Source organism: Sporosalibacterium faouarense (genome assembly GCF_016765695.1).
Taxonomy (GTDB): Bacteria; Bacillota; Clostridia; order Tissierellales; family VENL01; genus Sporosalibacterium; species Sporosalibacterium faouarense.
The window spans coordinates 97,756-121,182 of the sequence record NZ_JAETGO010000069.1 but is presented as its reverse complement, the minus strand read 5'-3'; the positions used below and the strand labels follow the sequence as shown (position 1 = coordinate 121,182).

Annotated in this window: 19 protein-coding genes; 6 read left to right on the top strand and 13 right to left on the bottom strand. The window is 31.0% G+C overall.

Annotated elements, in window-relative coordinates:
• Window positions 1-138 precede the first annotated feature (138 nt).
• The 3 genes from JMO20_RS13850 to JMO20_RS13840 all read left to right on the top strand — a co-directional run bounded on the left by JMO20_RS13850 (window position 139) and on the right by JMO20_RS13840 (window position 2,537).
• Window positions 139-1,452: a putative DNA modification/repair radical SAM protein gene (locus JMO20_RS13850; RefSeq protein WP_202710281.1), complete on the top strand. Its 1,314-nt coding sequence runs from the start codon at window positions 139-141 to the stop codon at window positions 1,450-1,452.
• Window positions 1,449-2,183 (top strand): TIGR03915 family putative DNA repair protein, encoded by a 735-nt coding sequence (locus tag JMO20_RS13845; protein ID WP_202710280.1) that lies wholly within the window; start codon window positions 1,449-1,451, stop codon window positions 2,181-2,183. The genes JMO20_RS13850 and JMO20_RS13845 overlap by 4 nt, the downstream gene beginning before the upstream one ends.
• A 123-nt stretch (window positions 2,184-2,306) precedes the next feature.
• Window positions 2,307-2,537, top strand: coding sequence for a DUF2164 domain-containing protein (locus tag JMO20_RS13840; protein WP_202710279.1), 231 nt, complete (start codon window positions 2,307-2,309; stop codon window positions 2,535-2,537).
• A gap of 287 nt (window positions 2,538-2,824) precedes the next feature.
• On the opposite strand, the gene JMO20_RS13835 is transcribed toward JMO20_RS13840, so the two are convergent.
• Together JMO20_RS13835 and JMO20_RS13830 are read right to left on the bottom strand one after the other, a co-directional pair.
• Entirely contained in the window at window positions 2,825-4,021 is a 1,197-nt protein-coding gene (locus tag JMO20_RS13835; protein WP_202710278.1) for an MFS transporter, read from the bottom strand.
• A gap of 191 nt (window positions 4,022-4,212) precedes the next feature.
• On the bottom strand, window positions 4,213-5,070 hold the full coding sequence (locus JMO20_RS13830; protein WP_202710277.1) for a DegV family protein: 858 nt from the start codon (window positions 5,068-5,070) through the stop codon (window positions 4,213-4,215).
• Window positions 5,071-5,223: 153 nt separating this feature from the next.
• Between JMO20_RS13830 and JMO20_RS13825 the strand changes: the two genes are divergently transcribed.
• Window positions 5,224-5,481 (top strand): cysteine-rich small domain-containing protein, encoded by a 258-nt coding sequence (locus tag JMO20_RS13825; RefSeq protein WP_202710276.1) that lies wholly within the window; start codon window positions 5,224-5,226, stop codon window positions 5,479-5,481.
• A gap of 28 nt (window positions 5,482-5,509) precedes the next feature.
• On the opposite strand, the gene JMO20_RS13820 is transcribed toward JMO20_RS13825, so the two are convergent.
• Complete coding sequence (locus tag JMO20_RS13820) at window positions 5,510-6,409, bottom strand: GNAT family N-acetyltransferase (RefSeq protein WP_202710275.1); 900 nt, start codon at window positions 6,407-6,409, stop codon at window positions 5,510-5,512.
• Window positions 6,410-6,452: 43 nt separating this feature from the next.
• A complete protein-coding gene (locus tag JMO20_RS13815; protein WP_202710274.1) occupies window positions 6,453-7,802 on the bottom strand; it encodes an MFS transporter in 1,350 nt (449 codons plus the stop codon).
• Window positions 7,803-8,090: 288 nt separating this feature from the next.
• On the opposite strand from JMO20_RS13815, the gene JMO20_RS13810 reads away from it, so the two are divergent.
• Window positions 8,091-8,795, top strand: a complete 705-nt coding sequence (locus tag JMO20_RS13810) for a hypothetical protein (protein WP_202710273.1) — start codon at window positions 8,091-8,093, stop codon at window positions 8,793-8,795.
• A gap of 217 nt (window positions 8,796-9,012) precedes the next feature.
• On the opposite strand, the gene JMO20_RS13805 is transcribed toward JMO20_RS13810, so the two are convergent.
• Both JMO20_RS13805 and JMO20_RS13800 read right to left on the bottom strand, forming a co-directional pair.
• The gene (locus JMO20_RS13805) at window positions 9,013-9,114 is read right to left on the bottom strand and encodes a MetS family NSS transporter small subunit (protein WP_202710272.1); all 102 of its coding nucleotides are present in this window, start codon (window positions 9,112-9,114) and stop codon (window positions 9,013-9,015) included.
• Between the two features lie 47 nt (window positions 9,115-9,161).
• Window positions 9,162-10,676 carry a sodium-dependent transporter gene (locus JMO20_RS13800; protein WP_202710271.1) on the bottom strand — a complete coding sequence of 505 codons (1,515 nt, stop codon included), beginning with the start codon at window positions 10,674-10,676 and terminating at the stop codon, window positions 9,162-9,164.
• 630 nt (window positions 10,677-11,306) lie between these two features.
• On the opposite strand from JMO20_RS13800, the gene JMO20_RS13795 reads away from it, so the two are divergent.
• On the top strand, window positions 11,307-12,188 hold the full coding sequence (locus JMO20_RS13795) for a CAP domain-containing protein (RefSeq protein ID WP_202710270.1): 882 nt from the start codon (window positions 11,307-11,309) through the stop codon (window positions 12,186-12,188).
• Window positions 12,189-12,244: 56 nt separating this feature from the next.
• On the opposite strand, the gene JMO20_RS20635 is transcribed toward JMO20_RS13795, so the two are convergent.
• From JMO20_RS20635 to JMO20_RS13760, 7 genes are all read right to left on the bottom strand, one after another.
• Complete coding sequence (locus tag JMO20_RS20635) at window positions 12,245-13,162, bottom strand: DUF4340 domain-containing protein (protein WP_202710269.1); 918 nt, start codon at window positions 13,160-13,162, stop codon at window positions 12,245-12,247.
• Window positions 13,159-14,550 (bottom strand): GldG family protein, encoded by a 1,392-nt coding sequence (locus tag JMO20_RS13785; protein WP_202710268.1) that lies wholly within the window; start codon window positions 14,548-14,550, stop codon window positions 13,159-13,161. Before JMO20_RS13785 ends, JMO20_RS20635 begins: the two co-directional genes overlap by 4 nt.
• 12 nt (window positions 14,551-14,562) lie before the next feature.
• Complete coding sequence (locus JMO20_RS13780; RefSeq protein ID WP_202710267.1) at window positions 14,563-15,273, bottom strand: ABC transporter permease; 711 nt, start codon at window positions 15,271-15,273, stop codon at window positions 14,563-14,565.
• Window positions 15,266-16,246 (bottom strand): ABC transporter ATP-binding protein, encoded by a 981-nt coding sequence (locus JMO20_RS13775; protein WP_202710266.1) that lies wholly within the window; start codon window positions 16,244-16,246, stop codon window positions 15,266-15,268. Before JMO20_RS13775 ends, JMO20_RS13780 begins: the two co-directional genes overlap by 8 nt.
• 198 nt (window positions 16,247-16,444) lie before the next feature.
• Window positions 16,445-20,740: a 2-hydroxyacyl-CoA dehydratase gene (locus tag JMO20_RS13770; RefSeq protein ID WP_202710265.1), complete on the bottom strand. Its 4,296-nt coding sequence runs from the start codon at window positions 20,738-20,740 to the stop codon at window positions 16,445-16,447.
• Window positions 20,741-20,757: 17 nt separating this feature from the next.
• Window positions 20,758-21,372: a TetR/AcrR family transcriptional regulator gene (locus tag JMO20_RS13765; RefSeq protein WP_202710264.1), complete on the bottom strand. Its 615-nt coding sequence runs from the start codon at window positions 21,370-21,372 to the stop codon at window positions 20,758-20,760.
• A 251-nt stretch (window positions 21,373-21,623) separates the two neighbouring features.
• The gene (locus JMO20_RS13760; protein WP_202710263.1) at window positions 21,624-23,276 is read right to left on the bottom strand and encodes a M20/M25/M40 family metallo-hydrolase; all 1,653 of its coding nucleotides are present in this window, start codon (window positions 23,274-23,276) and stop codon (window positions 21,624-21,626) included.
• Window positions 23,277-23,427 lie beyond the last annotated feature (151 nt).

Below are 23,427 nucleotides of genomic sequence, written 5' to 3'. Positions count from 1 at the left end.
CCAAATTTTATTAAATATTTGACAATTTTTCCTATGATTCCTCTCTAATCAATACTAGACAAAAAATTACGAACATACGTTTGATTTATTGTATTTTTTATGTTAAAATAATCCTATATTACCATTAGAGGTGATTTCATGGAGATTTTAGATAAATTAAAAATATTAGCCGATGCAGCCAAATATGACGTTTCATGTTCCTCCAGTGGAAGTTCAAGGAAGAATACTAAAGGTGGGATAGGCAACAGTCATATAAGTGGAATATGTCATAGTTGGTCAGATGATGGTCGATGTATTTCATTGTTAAAAATACTTTTTACGAATTATTGCATTTATAATTGCAAATATTGTGTTAATAAAGTTACTAATGACGTTCCAAGAGCTGCTTTTACTCCTGACGAACTAGCTAAGCTGACTATTAGTTTTTATCGCAGAAATTATATAGAAGGTCTTTTTCTAAGCTCTGGTATAATTAATAATCCAAATTATACAATGGAGTTGTTACTCCATACTGTGAAAAAACTTAGATTAGATTATAATTTTAATGGATATATACATCTCAAAGCCATACCTGGAGCTAATATAGAGATAATAGAAGAAGCAGGTAGATTTGCAGATAGAATGAGTGTTAATATAGAGCTTCCGTCGGATAAAGGCTTAAAATTGCTTGCACCACAAAAGAATATGAATTCTATTTTTACTCCTATGGGACAGATTGATTCAAAAATTATAGAAAACAAATATGCCTTACAACGTTATAGATCTGCTAATAAATTTGTTCCTGCCGGTCAAAGCACTCAATTGATCGTAGGTGCTACTGATGACGAAGACTTTACTATTTTAAATCTTTCTGAATCTCTATACAACAAATATCACTTAAAAAGGGTATACTTTTCAGCATATGTACCTGTATCAAAGCATCCTAATCTACCTGATATAAGTACACCTCCATTATTAAGAGAGCACAGACTATATCAAGCAGATTGGTTATTGAGATTCTATGGATTTACTTCGTCTGAGTTATTAGATAAAAACTCTCCAAACTTTGATATAGATTTTGATCCTAAATGTAATTGGGCCCTTAGAAATCTACACCTATTTCCTGTGGAAATAAATAAAGCTGATTACGAAATGCTTATTAGGATACCGGGTATAGGAATAAAGTCAGCTAAAAAAATTCTAGCAGCAAGGCGTTTTGGACCTCTAACATATGATAATCTCAAAAAAATTGGTGCTGTTTTAAAGAGAGCTAGATTTTTCATAACTTGCCAAGGAAAGTATTACGGTGAAGTTGGTATAGATGAGAATAGAATCAAGAAAAGTTTATTAATGGATTCTAGCAAACAGAATAATAATAAAAAGCAAGGTGAACAGCTTTCTATTTTTTCATTATATCCAAGTTTAGCTCCTGTAGAAAACCACCTTATAGAAATAGGAGAGGACTTCAAATGATTTATTATATATATGATGGAAGTTTTGAAGGTTTATTAACATCAATTTATGAGGCATATTATCGAAAAGACAATCCTCTAAAAATACTGAGCATAAATAACTATCAGAGAGAGCTACTTGTGGAATACATCCACATAGAAACTGTTCCAGAAAAAGCAGAGAAGGTCTATAATTCAATTAGAAAAAAAATATCTGTTAAAACACTACAAAATGTTTTTTATGTCTATCTATCAGAGTTTGATGATATTGGAACTCTAATTTATCAATATCTTAGGTACGGCTGGAAAATAGGTAGAAATGTGGACCTCCATATATCAGATGACAGGGTATCAACAATACATAATATAAGAAGGAAAGTCACAAGAGAAATCCATTTTATGCTAGGTTTACTTAGGTTCAAAGAGTTAAAGAATAATATTTATTATGCAGAATATGAACCGGACTATAATATCACTGCTTTGATTGCTCCGCATTTTATTGAGCGTCTATCCGATCAAAATTGGGTTATACACGATATTAAAAGAGGCATTGGAGTTCTATACAATCAGAAAGAATGGGTAGTAAAGGATATTAATTTAGAAAGTGATTTAGAGTTTAGTAAAGATGAGATTTTTTATCAAAGACTTTGGATAAAGTATTTTGATAGTATTGCTATTAAAAACAGGATTAATCCAAAGCTACAGAAAAGTAATATGCCAATGAAATATTGGAAATACCTAGTTGAAAAATGATATAATGCTTATATCCTATTGTAATGAATGATTTTTTCAGATATTATGAATAAATGCCTAAATTCAAGTGTTTAAGAAAATTTTATTATACAATTTTATCAATATAATAAGGAGGATTTTATTTTGGACAAAAAATTTGAAATTAGTCAAGAAAATCAAAAAAAAATGTTAGATGCTATTAAGAAATTCTTTTTAGAAGAACGTAATGAAGATTTAGGTGATTTAGCAGCTATGATTATCCTAGATTTTTTTACTGAACATCTTGCCAAAGAGTTTTATAATCAAGGAATTTATGATTCATATAAATATATGAATGAAAGGGTAGAAGGATTATTTGAGATTCAAAAGTATTAGAGTATATATAGTATAAAGGAATAAAAAAATTAAACATATCAGTGTTTCTTGCTCTTAAGAGAAATTTAATATAATTTAGAGAATGATATTTTTGTTATATAGTTATATAAGATAATTTTTTAGTACTTTACGGGAATCTCAAAAAGATTCCCGCTATTGATGTCTTTTTTACTAAAAGATGTCTATCAAACAAGTATTATTTAAAAATAATAAATTAGTTGAAAGATAGAATTAGAGAATATAAGCTTTTAGAATGTATAATTCATTCTTTATTTAAATCCTAGTATTTATGCTAATTCCTTTAATTTATTCTTCTTTCCCAACCTTTTATTCATATATATCGACGACATTCCAATTAATATTATCATTACCAATGCTAAAATCAAATGGGAAATATAAACATTTGTTGAATCCATTAATACTCCCATAAAAGGTAAAGCTATTGCTACAGCAATATTAGTAACTAAGCTATTAAATGATAGGATCGTTGCTCTTTTATCCGATGGTATATGCTTGTTTAAATATTTTCTAGTTACTGGTCTATATAAGCCTCTAGCAGCTTGCTGTAGGAGAATAGCAGCGACTCCAACCCATATTTTAGTCACCCCTAGAATAAGAAATGATACTATAATCAATACTGCCATAAAAGTTAAAGTTCTTGGCTTAGTCATCTGCATTATCTTATGGCTACGTTTGGAAACGAAAGCTGCTGTAATATTAAATACAAAAAATATAATTCCAAATGCCTCAACAGGAATATTTACTGATTTCATGTAAGGCTGGAAAAACCAAAATCCGGCCCTATAAAATACAAAGAACACTGTTGAAAATAATAATATGGCTTTTATCTTCTCATGCTTTATAATGTACTTTCCACTTTCTATTATATGTGATAAGTATTTAGCCTCGTGACTCCCTTCTTTCTCTTCAATAGGTGGCTCATCGAATCTAATAGCCACTATTATTGTTATAATCATAAATATAATTGAAACTAACATTGGTAAATTTCTATCTATTCCATAAATAAATCCTGCGATAATTGAGCCAATGGCTTGAGCGTATAAAGAAAATGCTCTGGCATTACCTTCTATCCTTTGAAATTCACCTTCTACTTTATGCTTTTTAAGTGAATCATATATAAGTGCAGTATCGGCTCCTGATTTCAGAGTAGCTCCTATGCTAAATACTATCTCAGCAATCATGAAAACTATAAAACTTTTTCCAACCATGTATACAAATAAACTTATTCCCCAAAAGCTTGCTCCTAATATCATACTAAGCTTTCTTCCAAACTTATCAGCCACAGCCCCAGTAGGAACTTCAAATACTACAACTGAAACTGCTGCTATTGATTGTAATAGCATTATTTGAGTAAAGGATAATCCCTTAGCTAATAAAAACAATACCATGATAGGCCCAAGTATCAGCAGTTCTGCAAATGTTGAATAAAAATAATAATTTTTAATATTCTTATTTATATCCATAGACTCACCCCCAAAAAAGATTATTAGTAGGCATTATATAATAGTATACATATTTTGTAAATAGTTTTTTACATTATATAAAAATAATATAAAAGAAGTGACGAAACAAACTTCATCACTTCTTTTAATCTTGCTTATATTCTTCTAAAATTTTTTGTAATATTATTTTAATAATTAAAAACTCATCTCTCTTATTCTTCTTTATTCAAGAAAAATAAAGATATAGTTCCTGGCCCTGAATGGGCACCAATTGCACAACCAATCATATTTATGAGAAAATCTTCACATCCATACTCTTCCTGAATCATATCTCTCAATTGTAATGCCCCTTTTTCATCATCACCATGAGAAATAGCAATAAGTTGATTCTTTAAGTTAACTCCTCTTTCACCCATAATTTTGACTAATCTTTTAAGAACTTTTTTTCTTCCCCTAACCTTTTCTCTTGGAATAAGCTTTCCATCCTCAACATCTAGCAAAGGCTTGATATTTAGCAAAGTGCCTAGAAATGCGGCTGTTTTACTTACTCTACCTCCTCTAAAGAGATACTCTAAGTCATCTACAGTAAATACATGCTCAACATGCTCCTTATAGAAGTTTATACTTTCTAGGATTTCCTCCTTAGATTTTCCCTCTTTTGCCATCTGTGCAGCCTTATATACAACTAACCCATCTCCTAAAGAAGCACACTTTGTATCAATAATATCTAAATCAAAATCAGGATACTCTTCTTTAACCTGCTGAAAAATCATCTCAGAGGTTTCATATGTACCAGATAGTTGAGAAGAAAAAGCGATATATATGCAACTTTGATTATTTTTTGCATGCTTAGTGAATACTTCCATAAAAGTTTGCGGAGAAACCTGTGAGGTTGTTGCAACCTTGCCCTCTCTCATTTTATCGTATAGTTTTTTTGGTTCTAAATCCACTCCATCCAAATAATTCTTGTCTTCTAGATGAACCCCTAAAGAAAGTAACTCTATGTCATATTGTTCTAAAATATTCTTAGGTAAGTCACAGCCACTATCAGTTATTATTTTTACGCTCATTCTCTCATCTCCTTATTTCATCCTTTAATTTAATTATACAGAAGTACAATAAATATGTAAATTGTTAAAAAATCTTAATTTTAATATAAGTATTTACAATAATTCCATATGCTATATAATCAGAGATAAGAAAAACTTTTAGGAGGATTTGAAATGAGTGAAAATTATAAGTTTGTTCAAAATACAAAATGTGAATTTTTCCCTTGCCATAACACTAATGATTCTGAGCATTTTAATTGCTTATTTTGCTATTGTCCATTATATGCATTAAAGGAAAACTGTGGAGGTAACTTTAGCTATAAAAATAAAATAAAAGACTGCAGTAATTGTATGATTCCCCATAGCAAAGGTGGATATGATCACGTAATGTCTAAGATAGGTGCCATTATAGAAATAGGGAAGAAAGAATAGCTATTCTTTCTTCCCTATCATATTTAGATTAAAATTCTTTTTCATATCTTATTACTTTTCCACATTCATCAAATCCTGATTTCTTGTAGAGTTTCAATGCGCTTTCATTTGTCCCTACTACATGTAAAGAAGCAGTATCTAATCCTCTTTCCTTTATTTTTCTTATACTTAAGTTAAGTAGTATTTGTCCAAATCCTTTACCTCTATATATTTTATAAACTGCTAATCCTGAAATATATCCAATAGACATTTCTTCTTGAAAAGTAATACTTGTACATGCAATTAACTCATCATCTTTTTTAAGTAGATATATGTCAGTATTTGGGTCAGAGAACTTATTTTCTAAAGCTTCCTCTGTATATTTTCCTTCTTTACCTTCCCTAAATCCATCATTCATTAAATCAGTAAATCTAGATAAATCTTTTATATCGGTCTTAACAAAACTTAATTCGTTATTTTCCAAACTCTCAAACTTTTTATCTCTTAGGTGTAACTTCATATGCCACATGTATTCATACTCTTTAAACTTATTTCTTTCAAATAAGCTTCTCAAATATTCAATATCCTCATTTGAACTAGCAGTTACTTTTCTTAATTTCTTTTCCTTAGCTTTTTTTACAAGAATATCATAGATGCTATCCTCAATGCCCATCCCCCTAAATTTTGGATGAACGTAAACCTCAAATCCACCTTCATATTTAGATGTTCCTGATGATATACATGTACCTATCCCTATAAGCTTACCTTCTTCATAAATTAAAAACATACTATCTTTAAAGTTTGGTTTGCTTAGAAAATAGTCCAACATTTCCTCAGAAACAGTAGCTTCTAAATTATCTACTTCATTTAACACTTTTATAAAATTAATAATATTTTTCTTATCTTCCTTTTCAATCACTTTCCATTGAAAGTTTGATACTTTATTCATTTATATTCCCCCATATCTAATATTTTTTCATAAAATGTTTGCACTATAACTCCTTTAACTCTTTTACAAACAACATCCATATTGTTAATGAAATTGACATTAATCCCACAGTTATAAAAATAGCTGATGGATGAAATGTATCAGCTATAAAGCCGATTACTAATAGACCTAGAGGTGTAATCCCCTGGGACACAGTTCCTAAAATGCCAAAGAATCTTCCTCTATACTCATCAGGTATCTTTTTTTGAAAGGTAGTTGTCAGGGGTACATTTAGTAATGCATTAAAGACTCCGAACATAAAGAATATTGCACAGAATATAAAGAATGCCATTGAATTGCTTATGTTTCCTAGAATAAATGGTAATATAGGTAATCCTAAGATTGCTAATAAAAATCCATGCATAAATATCGTAAACATCATCATACCATAATTTTTTTCCTTTTGAGGTAAAATAGATAAAAGGAGCATTCCAAGAATTGATCCTACAGGTGAAACAGCATACAATAGTCCATACTCCCTTGCTCCCATACCTAAAGTGAATTTAATGGTCTTTGGGAAAACCACTTGGAAAATAGGATTAAATAAGAAGTTAAGAACTATCACAAATCCCAATAAAGTCATTATTGCTTTTTGTCCTCGAATCACTCGAAGCCCATCCTTAAAATCCTCCCAAAAGGATGATTGAACCTTTTCATTTTCATCGGATTGACCAATTTCAGTTTCTTCTTTCGAATATTCCTCTTTATTATCTGATTCATTGGACAGCTTTTCTACTTTCTTTTTATTTTGGGGAATATTAATAAACATTTCTGAAAGAGCTGATAAGATAAATGAGAGACCATTAACTACTAATACGCCTACAAACCCTATATAGTAATATAAGAATCCTGATATTGCCATTCCAACTATCCAAGTCAGTTGTCTTCCCATACCACTAAAGGAATTTGCCTTAGTCAAATTTTTCTCTTCTACAATATTTGGTATTGATGCGCTTACTGCTGGATTAAAGAAACTTCCAAAAAATGCGCTTATTGCAGTCATCGTAAAAAGTGCAATCAATGGCACTATATCAAAATATATAAATCCTAATAATATTAACATTAATATACCTCTGATGAAATCTGTACCAACAATAATCTTTTTTCTATCAAATTTATCAGCAAATACTCCTGATAATGGTCCAAATATAATTCCTGGAACAGCCATACATATTCCAAAAATACCTATAAACATACCAGAATTACCTTCACCAACTAAATCCATAATATACAAGGATACTGCTGCAGAATGAACTGCATTTCCTATATTAGACACTAGTTGACCTAGTAATAAAAGCATAAAGTCCCTATTTCGAAAAATAATCTTCTCTTTCTTTTTTATTACAGTGTCCATGCAACTCCCCCTTAATATTGTTGAATTAAACTTTGATTTTTATTATATGTATTTTAAATTTATTGCGTTATAATATCATTATACTAAATTTTATTTATGTGTCAATATAATTCTATGCATTTTATTAATATTGTTTATTCTTTTTTTCTTTTTATTAATTTTAAAATTAAATAATTTAATTATCGTTATTTTAAAATTATTGTCCTTATTTAAGTCATTTGTCTAATTTATCAATAAGTTATATAATGGAAATAATTGATAAAATATTTATATTATGGGGGGATTATTTTGAAAAAAAGTATGTTTATATCTATTTTAATTCTTTTATTCCTTATTTCCGGTTGTGAAACTCAAGAAAGTTCTTCACAAAGTATAGAAGAGAAAATGATTGATAAAGTTAAGATATTAGCAGTTAATGATATTAAGTTCAAGCACTTAGACATAACCTATTCCGATTATAAATCTAATATAGAAGGAATACTTGTGGACTGGTTTCCTGATTTAGATGATGAAGTGATATTTTCTTCTTATGATGAAAATGGTCAATTAAAAGAGTTTAAAGGAATTGATTTAAAGGGGTTATCTATAGATGATTTAAAAGCACATAAAGAAAAGCTAAAAAAAGATATGCAATACAACATGACTTCTTTTATTTCCAATGAAAATGTCGAAAATACATTAAAGATATCAGATGTATATGATCCTAATGTTAATGACTTCAGATATGTATTCACTCAAAGAATTACAAAATTCCATGATGAAAAAAATACAGTTGATTATGTTAACAAACGCTATACTCTACAGAAAATAGATAATGAATGGAAAATTATTAATATTGAGAAATCAATGACTTGGTATTACGATGGATTGACAGTTAACGGAAAAGATGGAGAAAAAGCTATTACTTTAGAAGAGTTGATAAAGATGCCAAAGTATACTAGCTACAATAATGAAGAGATTGAGTACATTATAGAATTAGACCCCTTAGAATAGCAAGCCATCAGAAACCTATTGTAGCTAAATAAAAAAGTCATATTTACAAAACAAATGTGTTTCTAATAAGGTTGTAATATGCAATTTACTTAGGTTAATATTAATTTGCTTAACAACTTAATATTAAAAGGTATAGCTAAAGCTAAAAAAAGAAATTGTAATCAAAAGAGGACCGCATTCAACTGCAGTCCTCCTTTATTACTAACAAATTATTATTCTATTTATTAGTACTCTTTCTAGCATTTGAAACTGCCCAAAAAAGCCCTCCATACAGAATAACAATCCCAAATATAAGCATTATCCATGCACCTAATGACATATATATTCCCCCTCATTGTAAGGTACTTGTAATATTATCCTTCCTGCTTATTCTACTTCCTCAGAAGCCTCTTCCATAACATAACTAGACTTTGATTTTCCTAATATAATTGAGCCAACTATAAGTACTATCGCTACTAACCAACCACCTACGGCTATTGCCCAAACTGGATATCCACCATAGGCATTTCCTTGTGTAACATCAATAATTTCTTGCACAATATTCCATACAAGAATACCTGCTAAAGCTAAAGGTGCTATAAATTTAATTAAGACGTCATACCATCCACCTAGATGAACCTCAGATATTGGATTTACATATTCACGTAGTTTCCTAGATTTGTAAATCCAACCTATAGCTATAGTTTCAAATAAAGCAACACCAATAATACCATAGTTATTTACATATCTATCAACTATATCTAACCAGTGTAAACCACCTTTAGTTGCATAGATTAAACTAATAACAAATCCAACTAATATAACTCCAATAGTTGTCTTCTTCTTACCAAAGCCCCACTTATCAGATACCCCTGCAACCACACCTTCTACAAGTGAGAAGAATGAATCAATACCAAGAGTTAATAACATAATATAAAATACTAGTGCAAAAACTACAGATCCAAATGGTAGTAGTCTTATAGCCTCTGGATATACCCAGAAAGCCAATCCAATTCCTCCTGTGCCTGCAACTTCAGCCACTGAAGCACCTTTCTCAGCTGCCATATATCCCATTGTTCCAAATACTGCAAAACCAGCCATGAAACTAATTCCACAGTTTGCAAATGCAGTAATGAATGCATTGTTAGTTATGTCAGATTTCTTAGGTAAATAACTAGCATAGGCAATCATAACACCAAAAGCAACACTTAATGAGAAGAATACCTGTCCATAGGCACTAGCCCAAACCTTTGGATCCAATAACTTAGAGAAATCAGGATTTAGATAGTAATTGATACCATCTATAGCACCTGGCAATGTTAATCCTCTAATTACAAGGATTCCAAGCATTATAATTGGTAAAGGAACAGTCCACTTAACAACCTTACCAACAGATTTTACTCCGTCTCTAATTGTCCAGTAAACAGCTAGCCAAGCTAAAATTAGACCTATAAGCACTGGAATGCTGAATCCTCCTAAATGACCTGGTCCTTCTGAAAGCTTAAGAACATTATTTAAGAAGAAATCTGCCGGTGCATCACCCCATGCCAATGAAAGTGAATACCATAGATAGTCAAATACCCATGCCATAATTACAGCATAGTATGTAACTATAACGAAACTAACACCGATAGACCACCAGCCTAAGCCTTCCCAACCTTTTTTAACTTTACTGAATGCTGTTGGTGCTCCAGCTTGGAACTTATGTCCAATACCAAACTCAAGAATTAATAACGGTATACCCGCAGTAATAAGTGCAATAAAATAAGGAATTAAAAATGCACCACCGCCATTAGAGGCTGCCATATACGGAAATCTCCATGCATTTCCTAGGCCAGCAGCTGAACCAATTGCTGCAAAAATAAAAATCATTCTGCTATCCCACTGTTGTCTTTTTTCCATTAAAAATTCCCCCCTTGTTAATTTTTTATTAGAAGTAACTTTACTCCTAATACTATAATTATTAATAATTGTTACGAAATATTAATAATTATAGTATTATTATATCATTTTTGAAAATTATGACAAGTTGTAATATTGTTAATTTTCGGACAATTGACAGTTAACATTATTTGCTTTTGTCGTGTAATTATTACATACAAATTATAATTATTCATCCTACCGTTATTTAGGAGCAATTTGTTTCTATTTATTAATATTTTAATCAATTAGTCATATATTATGATTTTATGAAATAGATTATTAATATGAGATATTATAGTCCTTTTGCCATCAAAGGATTTTAAGGAGGGTTTTCCATGACCAAAATATTTTTTGTAAAGAAAAAGTTCCTGTATTGGATCGTTGGAGGAATCATCGCTATACTAATCTTAATTGTTTTATTGTCAGTACTTTAGATAAACTATAAATTAACATAATGAAAAAACCCTGATAAATCATCAGGGTTTATTTTTTTGCTAACTTATATTTCCAAGCTTAAATTATTTTTAACTTTAATATTTAAGTAAAATAAAACAAATAATATTTCTGATAAGTAAAATTATCTAACAAATTAATTAAAGGAGGTGCACAATGAAAAAGAAATATTTAGTATTGACTATAATTTTGCTTTTACTAACTTCCTGTACTAGTCCTAGTGAAAAACCTATGGATACTAATGAATCATCAATTTTTGAAACTGCAGAAGTTAAAAATGTTAAAATTCTTAGAAATGGATGCGATGTTAAATCAGGTGCAGGAGAAAGCTTTGATACAATTGGAACCTTAAATCAAAATGATGTAGCAAACGTACTTGGTAAGGTAGGAGATTGGTATGTCATTAAGCTAGATAACAATCGTGTTGGATGTGTAAATAATGAGTCAGTACAACCAGTTATAAAAGAAACAGATACTGCTAAACAACCAAACAATATACCGAATTCTGACCAAACGCAGCCAAATCAACCAAACACAGGTAATAACCAAGAACCTAATACAAACAACCAAACACCTAATAATCAACCAGACACAACGCCTAACACTAATCAAAACAATACACAATCACCGGCTAACCCTGTTAAAAGGTTAACCGATCAAGAACAAAGAATGGTAGAGTTAGTCAACATGGAAAGGACTAAAAATGACTTACCTCCATTAGAGGTTGATTTAGAATTAGCAAGGGTTGCAAGAATTAAAGCTCAAGATATGGCAGAAAATAATTATTTCAGCCATTATTCTCCTAACTATGGTAGTCCATTTGATATGATGAAAAGCTTTGGTATAGAATACTTACACGCAGGAGAAAATTTAGCTGGTAATTCTGGCGTAGAAAATGCCCATAACGCACTAATGAATTCAAGTGGTCATAGGAAGAATATTCTAAGTCCAGACTTTACTCATATTGGAATTGGAATAACTCCAAGTGATAAATATGGATATATCTATACACAAATGTTCATAAGTAAGCCAAAATAAATCCTTTATTTAGCTTAAAATAATAACGACCATATCAAGATATGGTCGTTATTATTTTAATTTTTCTTTATTACAGTCATAGTTTCAAAGAACTTAACTTCATCATAGGGAACACTGAATATCCCTTCTCCATCTCCTCTTTTTCCGTATATTTCTCCTAATCCAGCTGATGAACCTAGCACTAACTTTTCAACTTCCTCATCACTATAGGTTAGTATTATTGTTAGTGAAGGGTTATCTAATCCATAGAAAGATATCTCTTCATTTTCTTCATTGTGAAAATTAGCTATTTTAATCTTCTTTAAATCATTCACAAAATTAGATAGTTGCTCTTGGTCTATATCAAATGAATCTTTTCCTTCTTGTATCTTCCATCCACCATCATTTATTAAGGTCAACAATCTTTTATCTTCTCGAGTAACCTCAATTTTCTTCATATCTTCCAGATCTCCAGTAAAGATTTGTTTGGTTCGAAGCTCGTCAATAGGCTTAGTTACTTCTTTAAATCTAGTTGCTCCTACTTTATAAACTGTATCATTATTTGGAAGCTTAGCAAAATAGCAATCTCCTGATGGAGTATAATCTCCAATATCAACTTCCTGCGTATTGCCATCTGCTTTCATAAAGAGCTTATACTTTGGATTTTTTAAGCCATATTGGTCAAAATTATCTGGATTGGTTTCAATTATCCCAATAGATTCAAGTTTTGATAGTTTACCTACCATCTCTTCTATAGTCTGCTGGTCGGCAACATACTTATTTTCATCTATTACATACCAAGTATTATCCTCATTAATTATAGTTTTATTTCCTTCCTCTTGCTCTACAATGACTTCATTTATGGTCTTTCCTTCAATATTTCCTACTAGTGATTCATAACCCTCTAGTCCAGTATCTCTAGGCACTAAATAATAATACCCAAGGAAAACTATAAATACTATAGCTATTATAATCGTACCTCTAAACTTTCTCACCTTCTTCTCCTCCTTATGAAGATGATAAGTCCTGCTGCAAATATTATCAGAGGAATTACTCCTACAAGAACTACATATAAGAATGTACCTTGATTACCTTGAATTGTTAAAGGTTCCATTACTCTATTCTTTGTCCTTATGGATATCAATTCTTCTTTATCCTGAGTAAAGTTTATAGCATTGACTATAAAGTCCATATTTCCCTGTTCATTTATCAACTCATTTGTCGCAATAGCTACATTACCAATCACAACTACCTTCATAGCCTTTTGTCTTCCATTTTTAGTAATTGCTGCTGCTACGGTTAATGGACCTTCATGATCATTTTCATCAAAATTAATATCATCTGCTGTTAAATTTGTTTCACCCCATGCTTTATTACTAGTTTCAAGAAGCGGTTCATATAAAGTGTTATCCTTTATATTTTCTGATTTTTCGATGCTAATAGCATCTGTTAAAATCACATATAGTCCTGCTTGTTTAAGCTTATTTACTATAGTTTGTGTTTTATATTCTGGAATAATCGTAATTGGGTCATTAAAGTAATTTCTTTCAGGATCAATAACTAAGTCATTATTTACCTGTACTCCAAGACTTCTCATATACCCCAGAAGGCCATTTATTGAGGCCTGATCTTGTACCCTTCTCATCAAGAACATTATTCTACCACCATTGTCGGTATATTGAGTTAAATACCACAATTCATCTGAGGTAAAATCCTTTGTAGGACCAGGAATGATTAATAAATCAGCATCCTCTGGTATTCCATTTTCCTGTGCCATATTTAAATCATCAACAATATATCCTTCTCCTTCAACAGAACTTTTAAACCAGTGTATGCTATCTCCTGACAATTCTCCATGACCTTGTAAGAAATATGCTTTATTCTGCTTCTCAGTTGTTACATCAACAATGGCTTGAGTAATTTTTTCCTCTCCTGCAAATACATTTTCAGTAGTTCTAAAGTCCATCTGATAAAAATCATTTCTTCTGATTCTAACAATTCTATCTCCACTTTTAACTACAACTGTTCCATAGTCAGTAACATCATATTGTCTAGCTTTTACAGGATTTGAGTTTATATCCAATAATGAAATTGTAAGATCGTCAGAATGATGTTTGTATTCCTTCAATAGTTCATTTATTTGAGGAAGTAAGTCTGAATCATCAGTAAAAAATCCTATAATTTCTATATCATTATCTAAATTACTTAATACTTGCTTAGTTTTATCTGATAATGTGTGTAGTTTGTTCTGTGTCATATCTATTCTCATATTGTAATTACTTATTAATATATTAAAAAGAATAACAATTCCAACAATTGATACAGTTAGAATTATTGAATTACTTCCGTATTTTAATCTTCTCATATTAAATAATTTCTTCATTTTCTGCCCCCCTTATTTCCAACGTCTTCTATCAATTACTCTAGTGGTCAAGAATAAAAATACAAAGATAAAACTTAGATAAACTATAATTGCATTAGAATCTAATATTCCATTTTGGAAATCGTAGAAATAATTAAATAAGTCTATCTTTAATACAATAGTAACTAGAATACCACTCAGTACTGATTTTAGCATTGTAAGTAGCCAAATAGTTAATAGTATACCAAAGGATACTAACCCTGCTATAACTTGACTCTCAGTTAAGGAGGATGCAAATAAACCAACCGAAATAAATACTCCACCAACTAATAAAAGACCTATATACCCACTTACTATTGAACCATAGTCTGGTGTTCCAAATATCTCTAGTACCCCTGGATACATAAAAGTAAAGACTAGCATAATGCTATAAACAGAAAATGCAGCTAAAAACTTACCCATAACAAATTCTGTAACTCCAAGGGGAGTTGTAAATAATAGTTGGTCAATCCCCTGCTTCCTTTCTTCAGTTAATAGTCCCATAGTAAGTAAAGGAATCAAAAATATCATTAAAGTTACCATATTGGTAAATACATCTTGCATATATGACGATTTAGTAAAAAGAATACTAGTTGTAAATAGATATCCTGATATAACTAGGAAAACCGAAATAATAACATACGCTAAAGGTGAATAGAAATATGACTTCATTTCCCTCTTAAATATTGTTGCAGTTTTATTCATCCTCACTTTCCCCCTCTTCTACTACTCCTTCTCCCTTTTCACTTAATCCAGTAAGTTGAAGGAATACTTCTTCTAGAGTAAGCTCTACTGTCTTCATCTCTAATATGGGGAATCCCGCCTTAGACATATCAAAGAATACTCTTTTTCTTATATCATAGTTTGTATCTGATAACACATTATAATCATATGATTCCTGTTCAACCTGACCTATTACCGATACACTTTGTACTCCGGGAATTTCTTTGATGGTATTTATAACTTTCTCTTCATCTCCAACTATTCTTAAAGATAATCTTGAAGCAGTACTCAATCTTTTAGAAAGGTTTTCAGGAGAATCAATTGCAACTATTTTTCCCTTATTAATAATAATTACTCTCTCACATAATTGGTTGATCTCAAAGAGAATATGTGAGCTTATCATAATAGTATGCTCCTTACCTAGTTCTCTAATTAATTCCCTCATTTCAATAATTTGTTTTGGATCAAGTCCAACTGTTGGTTCATCTAAGATAAGAATTTCTGGCTTACCGAGTATTGCCTGGGCTAGACCAACCCTCTGTCTAAATCCCTTTGAAATGTTTCTTATTAATCTATTCTTAACATCTTCAAGTCTCAGCTTTGAAACAGCATATTGAATTTTTTCCTTTATCTCCTTCTTAGGAATATTTTTTAATTCACTTACAAATCTTAAATATTCTGTTACAGTCATATCTTTATATAACGGTGGAATTTCAGGTACATATCCAATCTTTCTTTTAGCCTCTTGAGCATCGTCGATGATATCTAATCCATCTATTAAAACGGTACCTTCAGTTGATGGCATATATCCTGTCATCATTTTCATTGTGGTAGATTTTCCTGCACCATTAGGTCCTAAAAAGCCTAGTATTTCGCCTTCTTGAACAGTAAAGTTTAAGTTATCGGCAGCAACTAGATTACCATACCTTTTAGTTAACCCTTTAACTTCTATCATAGATTCCCCTCCATATTCTATAATTTCAACAAATTCATAAATGTCACATATTATAAACAATTATATAACAATAGTATTACGAAAATATGAACAAATTATGAACAAGCCCTATCTCTTAGTATTGTATAATAAAAAAGAAGGGTTTTAAACCCCTCTTTTCAATAATCTTATCTCTAAATAGAGTAATCCATATGAAAACTATATGTTAGTCGCAGCAATCTGTTCTTTGCTTCTTTTATTTAACTCATTAGATATATCAGTAACTTCTTTTTCCATATTTTTAAACGCTACCGATAACATAAGCTTAATTCGATTTAATTGATTAACTTCACTTGCCCCAGGGTCATAGTCGATAGCAGCAATATTAGATTTAGGATATGCCCTTCTTAATTCCTTAATCATACCTTTACCGGTAATATGATTTGGCAAACAAGCAAATGGCTGTAGGCATACTATATTATTTACGTCACTTTCAATCAACTCAACCATTTCTGCTGTTAAAAACCATCCTTCTCCTGTTTGGTTACCTAAAGATAGATGCCTTGCAGCTCCTTCTGCAAGATCTTCAATAGATTTTGGTGCTTCAAATCTTTGACTTTCATTAAGAGCCTTTTTCATATCCTTCCTATAAAATTCTATTGCCTTAATAATAACTTTACTACTCAACATACCCTTAAAGCTTCCAGAAAGCTTTTCATACTTTACTTGACTATTATAGGCAGTATAGGAGAAGAAGTCAATTAAATCAGGCATTACTGCCTCTACCCCTTCATCTTCAAGTAAGTCCACAATATTATTATTGGCCGTTGGATGGAACTTAACAAGTATTTCACCCACTATTCCAACCTTTGGTTTTCTTAAATCTTCTTGTATTTCCAGGTTATCAAAATCATTAACAATTTTATATATATTTTCTTTAAATTCTTTAAATCTCTCATTCATTAAGGAATATTTACATTTTTCTATCCAATGGTCATAAAGTTTATTTGCAGAGCCTGGTATCTTCTCATAAGGTCTCACTTTGTACAGGATTCTCATAAGTAAATCCCCATAAACCACTGCCTTCATTAAATTATGAATCAAAGAAGGAGTTAATTTAAATCCTGGATTTTTTTCAAACCCTAAGGCATTCAATGATATTACAGGAACCTGCTCCATACCCGCATCCTTTAGAGCCTTTCTCATAAAAGCAATATAATTGGTAGCCCTGCAACCTCCTCCAGTTTGAGATATTATTACCGAAGTATTATTTACATCATATTCTCCCGACTTTAATGCCTTCATAAGCTGTCCAACAACGATAATGGATGGATAGCAAGCATCATTGTTTACGTATCTTAATCCTTCGTCAACAGCTTTTTTGTCAACTGATGGAAGCACTTCAAGATTATATCCAGCCTTATCAAAGGCAGTTTTCAAAAATTGAAAATGAATTGGAGACATTTGAGGAGCTAAAATTGTGTGTTTTTCCTTCATTTCCTTAGTGAACACGGCCCTCTTTGGTGCTTCTGATAGTTTTTTAGGTTCGAAACCTCTTCTATCCCTCTCCTTGATTGCTGCAATAAGTGAACGTATACGAATCCTAGCAGCTCCTAGGTTATTAATTTCATCTATTTTAAGCAGAGTATATATTTTCCCATGGTCTTCTAAAATTTCTTGTACTTGATCAGTTGTAACAGCATCTAGACCACAACCAAAAGAATTCAGCTGAACTAACTCTAGATCATTATGATTAGCAACATAGGTTGTTGCAGCATACAATCTTGAATGATATACCCATTGGTCAACTACTCTAATTGGTCTTTCCACATCGGCTAAATGACTAATAGAGTCTTCAGTAAGTACTGCATAGTCAAAGGAATTTATCATTTCAGGGATTCCATGATTTATTTCTGGATCCACATGATAAGGTCTACCTGCTAGTACAATACCTTTCATGTCATTTTCTCTTATATATTTAAGGGCTTCTTCACCCTTATTTTTCACATCACATTTAAATTTTTCAAGCTCTTTATATGCCTTATCAACGGCAATTTGTATTTCATCTTTATTAATTTTCTCTTCAATTAACTCTTCATTTAACCTCTTCACTAACCTTTTTTGATTATCTAAAGGTAAGAAAGGCTTAAAGAATATAATAGATTTATCATTCAATTTATCCATATTCGCAGCTATAGTTTCAGGATATGATGTCACTATAGGACAATTATAGTGATTATCAGAGTTCTCATCCTCTCTAATATTTAAAGGTATACAAGGATAGAATATCTTATTTATCCTCTTGTTTATTAAATCTTCAATATGTCCATGTACCAATTTTCCAGGATAACATACTGATTCAGAAGGAATTGTTTCCATTCCCATCTCATATATTCTCTTAGAAGAACGTCCTGAAATAACAACTTTATATCCTAATTCTGTAAAGAATGTAAACCAGAATGGATAATCCTCATACATATTTAGAACTCTAGGAATCCCAATTAATCCTCGAGGAGCTTCATTAACTGGGCGAGATTTATAGCTAAAAGCTCTTTTATATTTATATTCAAATAAATTAGGTATATCCTTTTTCTTTTTCTGGATTCCTGCGCCCTTTTCGCATCTATTTCCAGAAATAAACTTACCGCCATTTGAAAACTCATTTATAGTTAATAAACAATTATTACCACAAAGCTTGCATCTTTCCATAGTGGTATTAGCAGAAAAATCATCCAATTGGTCCGCTTTTAACATAGTTGTTTGATAATTTAGGGTATATTTCTCTCTGGCAATTAAAGCAGCACCAAATGCTCCCATAATTCCAGCTATATCTGGTCGAACCACTTCTCTATCAGAAATTTGCTCTAAAGAACGAAGGACTGCATCATTATAGAAGGTTCCACCTTGAACTACTATCTTTTCTCCTAAGTCTTCAGGACTACGTAATCTAATAACTTTAAATAAAGCATTCTTTATAACAGAGGTTGATATGCCAGCGGATATATCATTAACCGTTGCCCCCTCTTTTTGAGCCTGTTTCACTCTAGAATTCATAAATACTGTGCATCTAGTACCAAGGTCAACAGGTTTTTTACTTTTCAAACCATGCTTTGCAAAATCTTTAATTTCTATATTCAATGATTTAGCAAATGTCTCAATAAAAGAGCCACATCCAGAAGAACAAGCCTCATTTAACATGATTGAATCTATCACTCCATCATGTATTTTTAAGCTCTTCATATCTTGGCCACCAATATCTAAAACAAAATCCACTCCTGGCAAGAAATAATCCGCTGCTTTATAGTGGGCAACTGTTTCAATTTCTCCATGATCTATCTTTAAAGCTGACTTTAGAAGGTGTTCACCATATCCTGTAACAGCTGAATTCACAATATCTATTTTATTATTAACTTTACTGTATAAATCCTTTAATGCTTTTATAGTTGATTGCAATGGACTTCCCATATTGCTACCATAATAGGAGTATAGTAAAGCTCCCTGTTCATCAATTAAAGCTACCTTTGTAGTAGTAGATCCTGCGTCTATCCCTAAAAATGCTTTACCTTCATATTTTTCTATATCAATTCTTTTAACCTTGTGTTTAGAATGTCTTTTCACAAATTTATTATATTCATCTTCATTTTCAAATAATGGTTCTAACTCCTTATTTTCATCGTCATTTAATTTATCTATCTCGGGTAATTTACTGTATAAGATATCAAAGGATTGAGTTTCTTCTTCTACAGCAGAAAGAGCCGCTCCAATAGCCACAAAAAACTGAGAATTCTTAGGAAATATAATATTTTCATCATCCATTTTCAAAGTTTCAATGAATCTTTTTCTAAGCTCTGACATAAAGTTTAAAGGTCCACCTAAAAATGCAACATTTCCTCTTATAGGCTTGCCCTGAGCCAATCCGCTTATTGTTTGGTTTACAACCGCTTGTAAAACTGAGACTGAGATGTCTTCCTTAGCAGCACCTTCATTTAACAAAGGTTGAATATCAGTCTTTGCAAAAACTCCACATCTAGATGCTACAGGATATATCTGCTTATAATCTTTAGCCATCTCATTAAGTCCCGAAGCATCAGTCTGTAATAGAGAAGCCATCTGATCAATAAATGCTCCCGTACCTCCTGCACATGTACCATTCATTCTTTGCTCTAAAGATTCACCAAAATATGTTATTTTTGCATCTTCTCCACCGAGTTCTATGGCAACATCAGTATCAGGAATAAATTTCTCTATTGCAGTTGTGCAAGCAATAACTTCTTGTGTAAAAGGAATTTTAAGTTTTTGAGCTATACCTAATCCACCTGAGCCAGTAATCACAATTGATACAGCCTTATTATTGAGCAGTCCCTTCACATCTTCAAACATAGAAGTTACAGTCTTTTTTATATCAGAATAATGTCTCATATATTTCTTATAAAATATATTTGCATCACCATCTAAAACTACCATTTTAACTGTAGTTGATCCAACATCTAATCCAATATTATAAACCTTATACATTATTTCACCCCCAAGTGCTAATCAAGCTTAATTGCATTCCAAAAGAAATCTATATGACTCTCTATTTGATCTTTATAATACTTTTCATCACCATCTTCAGATCCAATTATTAGATGTTCTAAGTTTACTAATCCCAGGGGAGCCAAAAACTCGTTGGCTAAGACAGCTGGATCATGATTCTTAATGACTTGCCTCTTTGCCATTAATTCGAAAATTTCTCTTAGCAAACCTCTAGTCTGATCAAAGATTTCTCTTTCTATAATATATCTGGCATTTTCCTCACAAAACATTTCCATTACCACAATTCTCTTAAACTTATTAAACTCTTTATTACAAATAATCTCTAAAATTTCATCTAATGCTATGTGCTTAAGAAAATGATATGGATCATCTAGAAATTTCTCGTCATTCATCATCTGCTCTATATATATTCTAGCCTTACCTATTCCATACATATGAAAAATAGTATTAATTATTTCTCCTTTGCTTTTAAAGTGGTTATATATAGCACTTTCTCTTACCCCTACTTCCCTTGCAATTTCCCTGACAGAAGTAGAGTTAAATCCTTTTTCAGAGAATAATCTTAATGATGTCTCTATAATTAACCTTTTAGTATCATTTAATTGTTCCATATCCTTGTTCTTCCACCTTCTTTTCTATTATATCTATAATAATTTATTATAGTGAACGCTCGTTCACATGTCAAGATAATTTACTTTTTTACCCATATAATTCTATCCTGTTGAAGACAAGGAGAAACCTACACCTAATACATAAATGTAGGTTTCTTTACAAAATATTAACAATATTCACGGAAAACTAACTTTAATTTTAATATATAATTTATATTTCATGACTTTTATACCCTTATTTGCACTTTTTATTATTGATTTAAAATTTTCTTTATTGTAAACTCTATCAACTCAGGAACTCTCTCATATACATCCTTTTTAAAAACTCTTTCACTAAATTTATGAATGTCTTTTCCCCATGGTCCAATATTCATTACTGGAATATTAAGAGACTTTATACCTTTAAAATCTATGCTATATATGTTATCCCACAAAGGCATATTATCTCCAATTGAGGATACATCCTCCATGCTATCAGATAGGGATACATAGCTCATATCAGATATTCCCATAAAATAATTCTGCTTTTCATAGGATATGTTCCATTTTTCTTTAGAATATTTTGAGATTTCTTGATTTAAGTTTAATACCATTTCTGATAAATTTTCCATGGTAATATTTGATACGTTAGGATAATATGGAGGTGATACAGCAATAACCATAATAGGTGAAAAATCATCTATATATTCTAACGTTTTCTCAATCAATTCAAATGTACCCTCTTGCATATTAATATCATTGTTCTCAATTTTTCTCTTAACCTCATCCATTGCTCTTTTATAATCTTCAATAAAGACATTGCCATATTTATTATATGCTTGTTTATATACTTCTGAAAAGTCCTTTACATTGACTTTCCAAGGTATCTTCATGTCTACTATATCCTTTTCTACTAGAGATTCATACTTCTTATATTTTTCTCTTATTATTTCTATAGCTTCACTAAAGCTACTTTCACAAATATTCTTTATCTTATTTATTACTTCCTTTGGACTACTATTAAGGGTTATAACATTTAAATATCCACCTGCTGCTTGGGGAATGGAAATGTCATAAGCTATTTTCCTATCTCTAGTATTTATCCAAGCTGGTGGTGGTGATTGCTCTTTACCTACTTTATCAACAAAATCCAAATTCATTTCTGACCTTTTAATTACTTCCGACAACAATGCTATTGGATTAATCCCTTGAAATACATCTAAAATATGAGTCTGCTTACCTCTTACATAAATCAATGGCGTAACCTTTCCTGCAGACCCTTCATATAGGGTTGCTATTTCATCTTCTCTTCTCCCATGGGGCTCAGAGTTTATTAATAACTTATATTCTAAATTAAAGCTTTTTTTTAGTTTATTTAATAGTTTTACTGCTTCTCTCATCCCTAATGACAGATTTTCTTCATCGGGCACTGATAACAATAGGATATTACCATTAAAATTTGTTTTTTTCGAATATTTCTCTATCAGAGATAGTTGTATTGCTGCTCCAGCTTTCATATCTGCCGTACCTCTTCCAAAAATCCATTCATTTCCTTCAAGGTCTTTTCTTACCTCTTCTGATAATGATAATTTTTTTAGCTCATTAGAGAGAGCATCTGGATCATATGCAAACTTAGACAATTGTCTATAGTCATCGGCATCTACTGCATCATGATGATGAAGTAGAATAACTGTGTCCTTACCTTTCCCCTTGACTAAACTCCATACAATAGCCCTTTCTAAGTGATCTTTCTCAAGCTTATATGCTCCGTATAATTCAGTATTTTCTTTATAGTAGTTTATTCTACTTAATTGGTCATGAATAAAAAATTCAATTTTTCTTTCTAATCTAGTTCCAGTATCACTTTTTATGGAAACTAAATTTAATAAATTGTCTTTAATATTACTACATAAATTTTCATACACTTACTATGCACCCCTTTTACGATTGAAACATTTAAAGTAATCTGAATTATAATTATAACTATCTGATTTGTCATTATTTATTTATATATCCTATATTCCACTTAATATTCGAAGATTCCTTTTTTATAGCAAAAAATTAAAACACAAATAT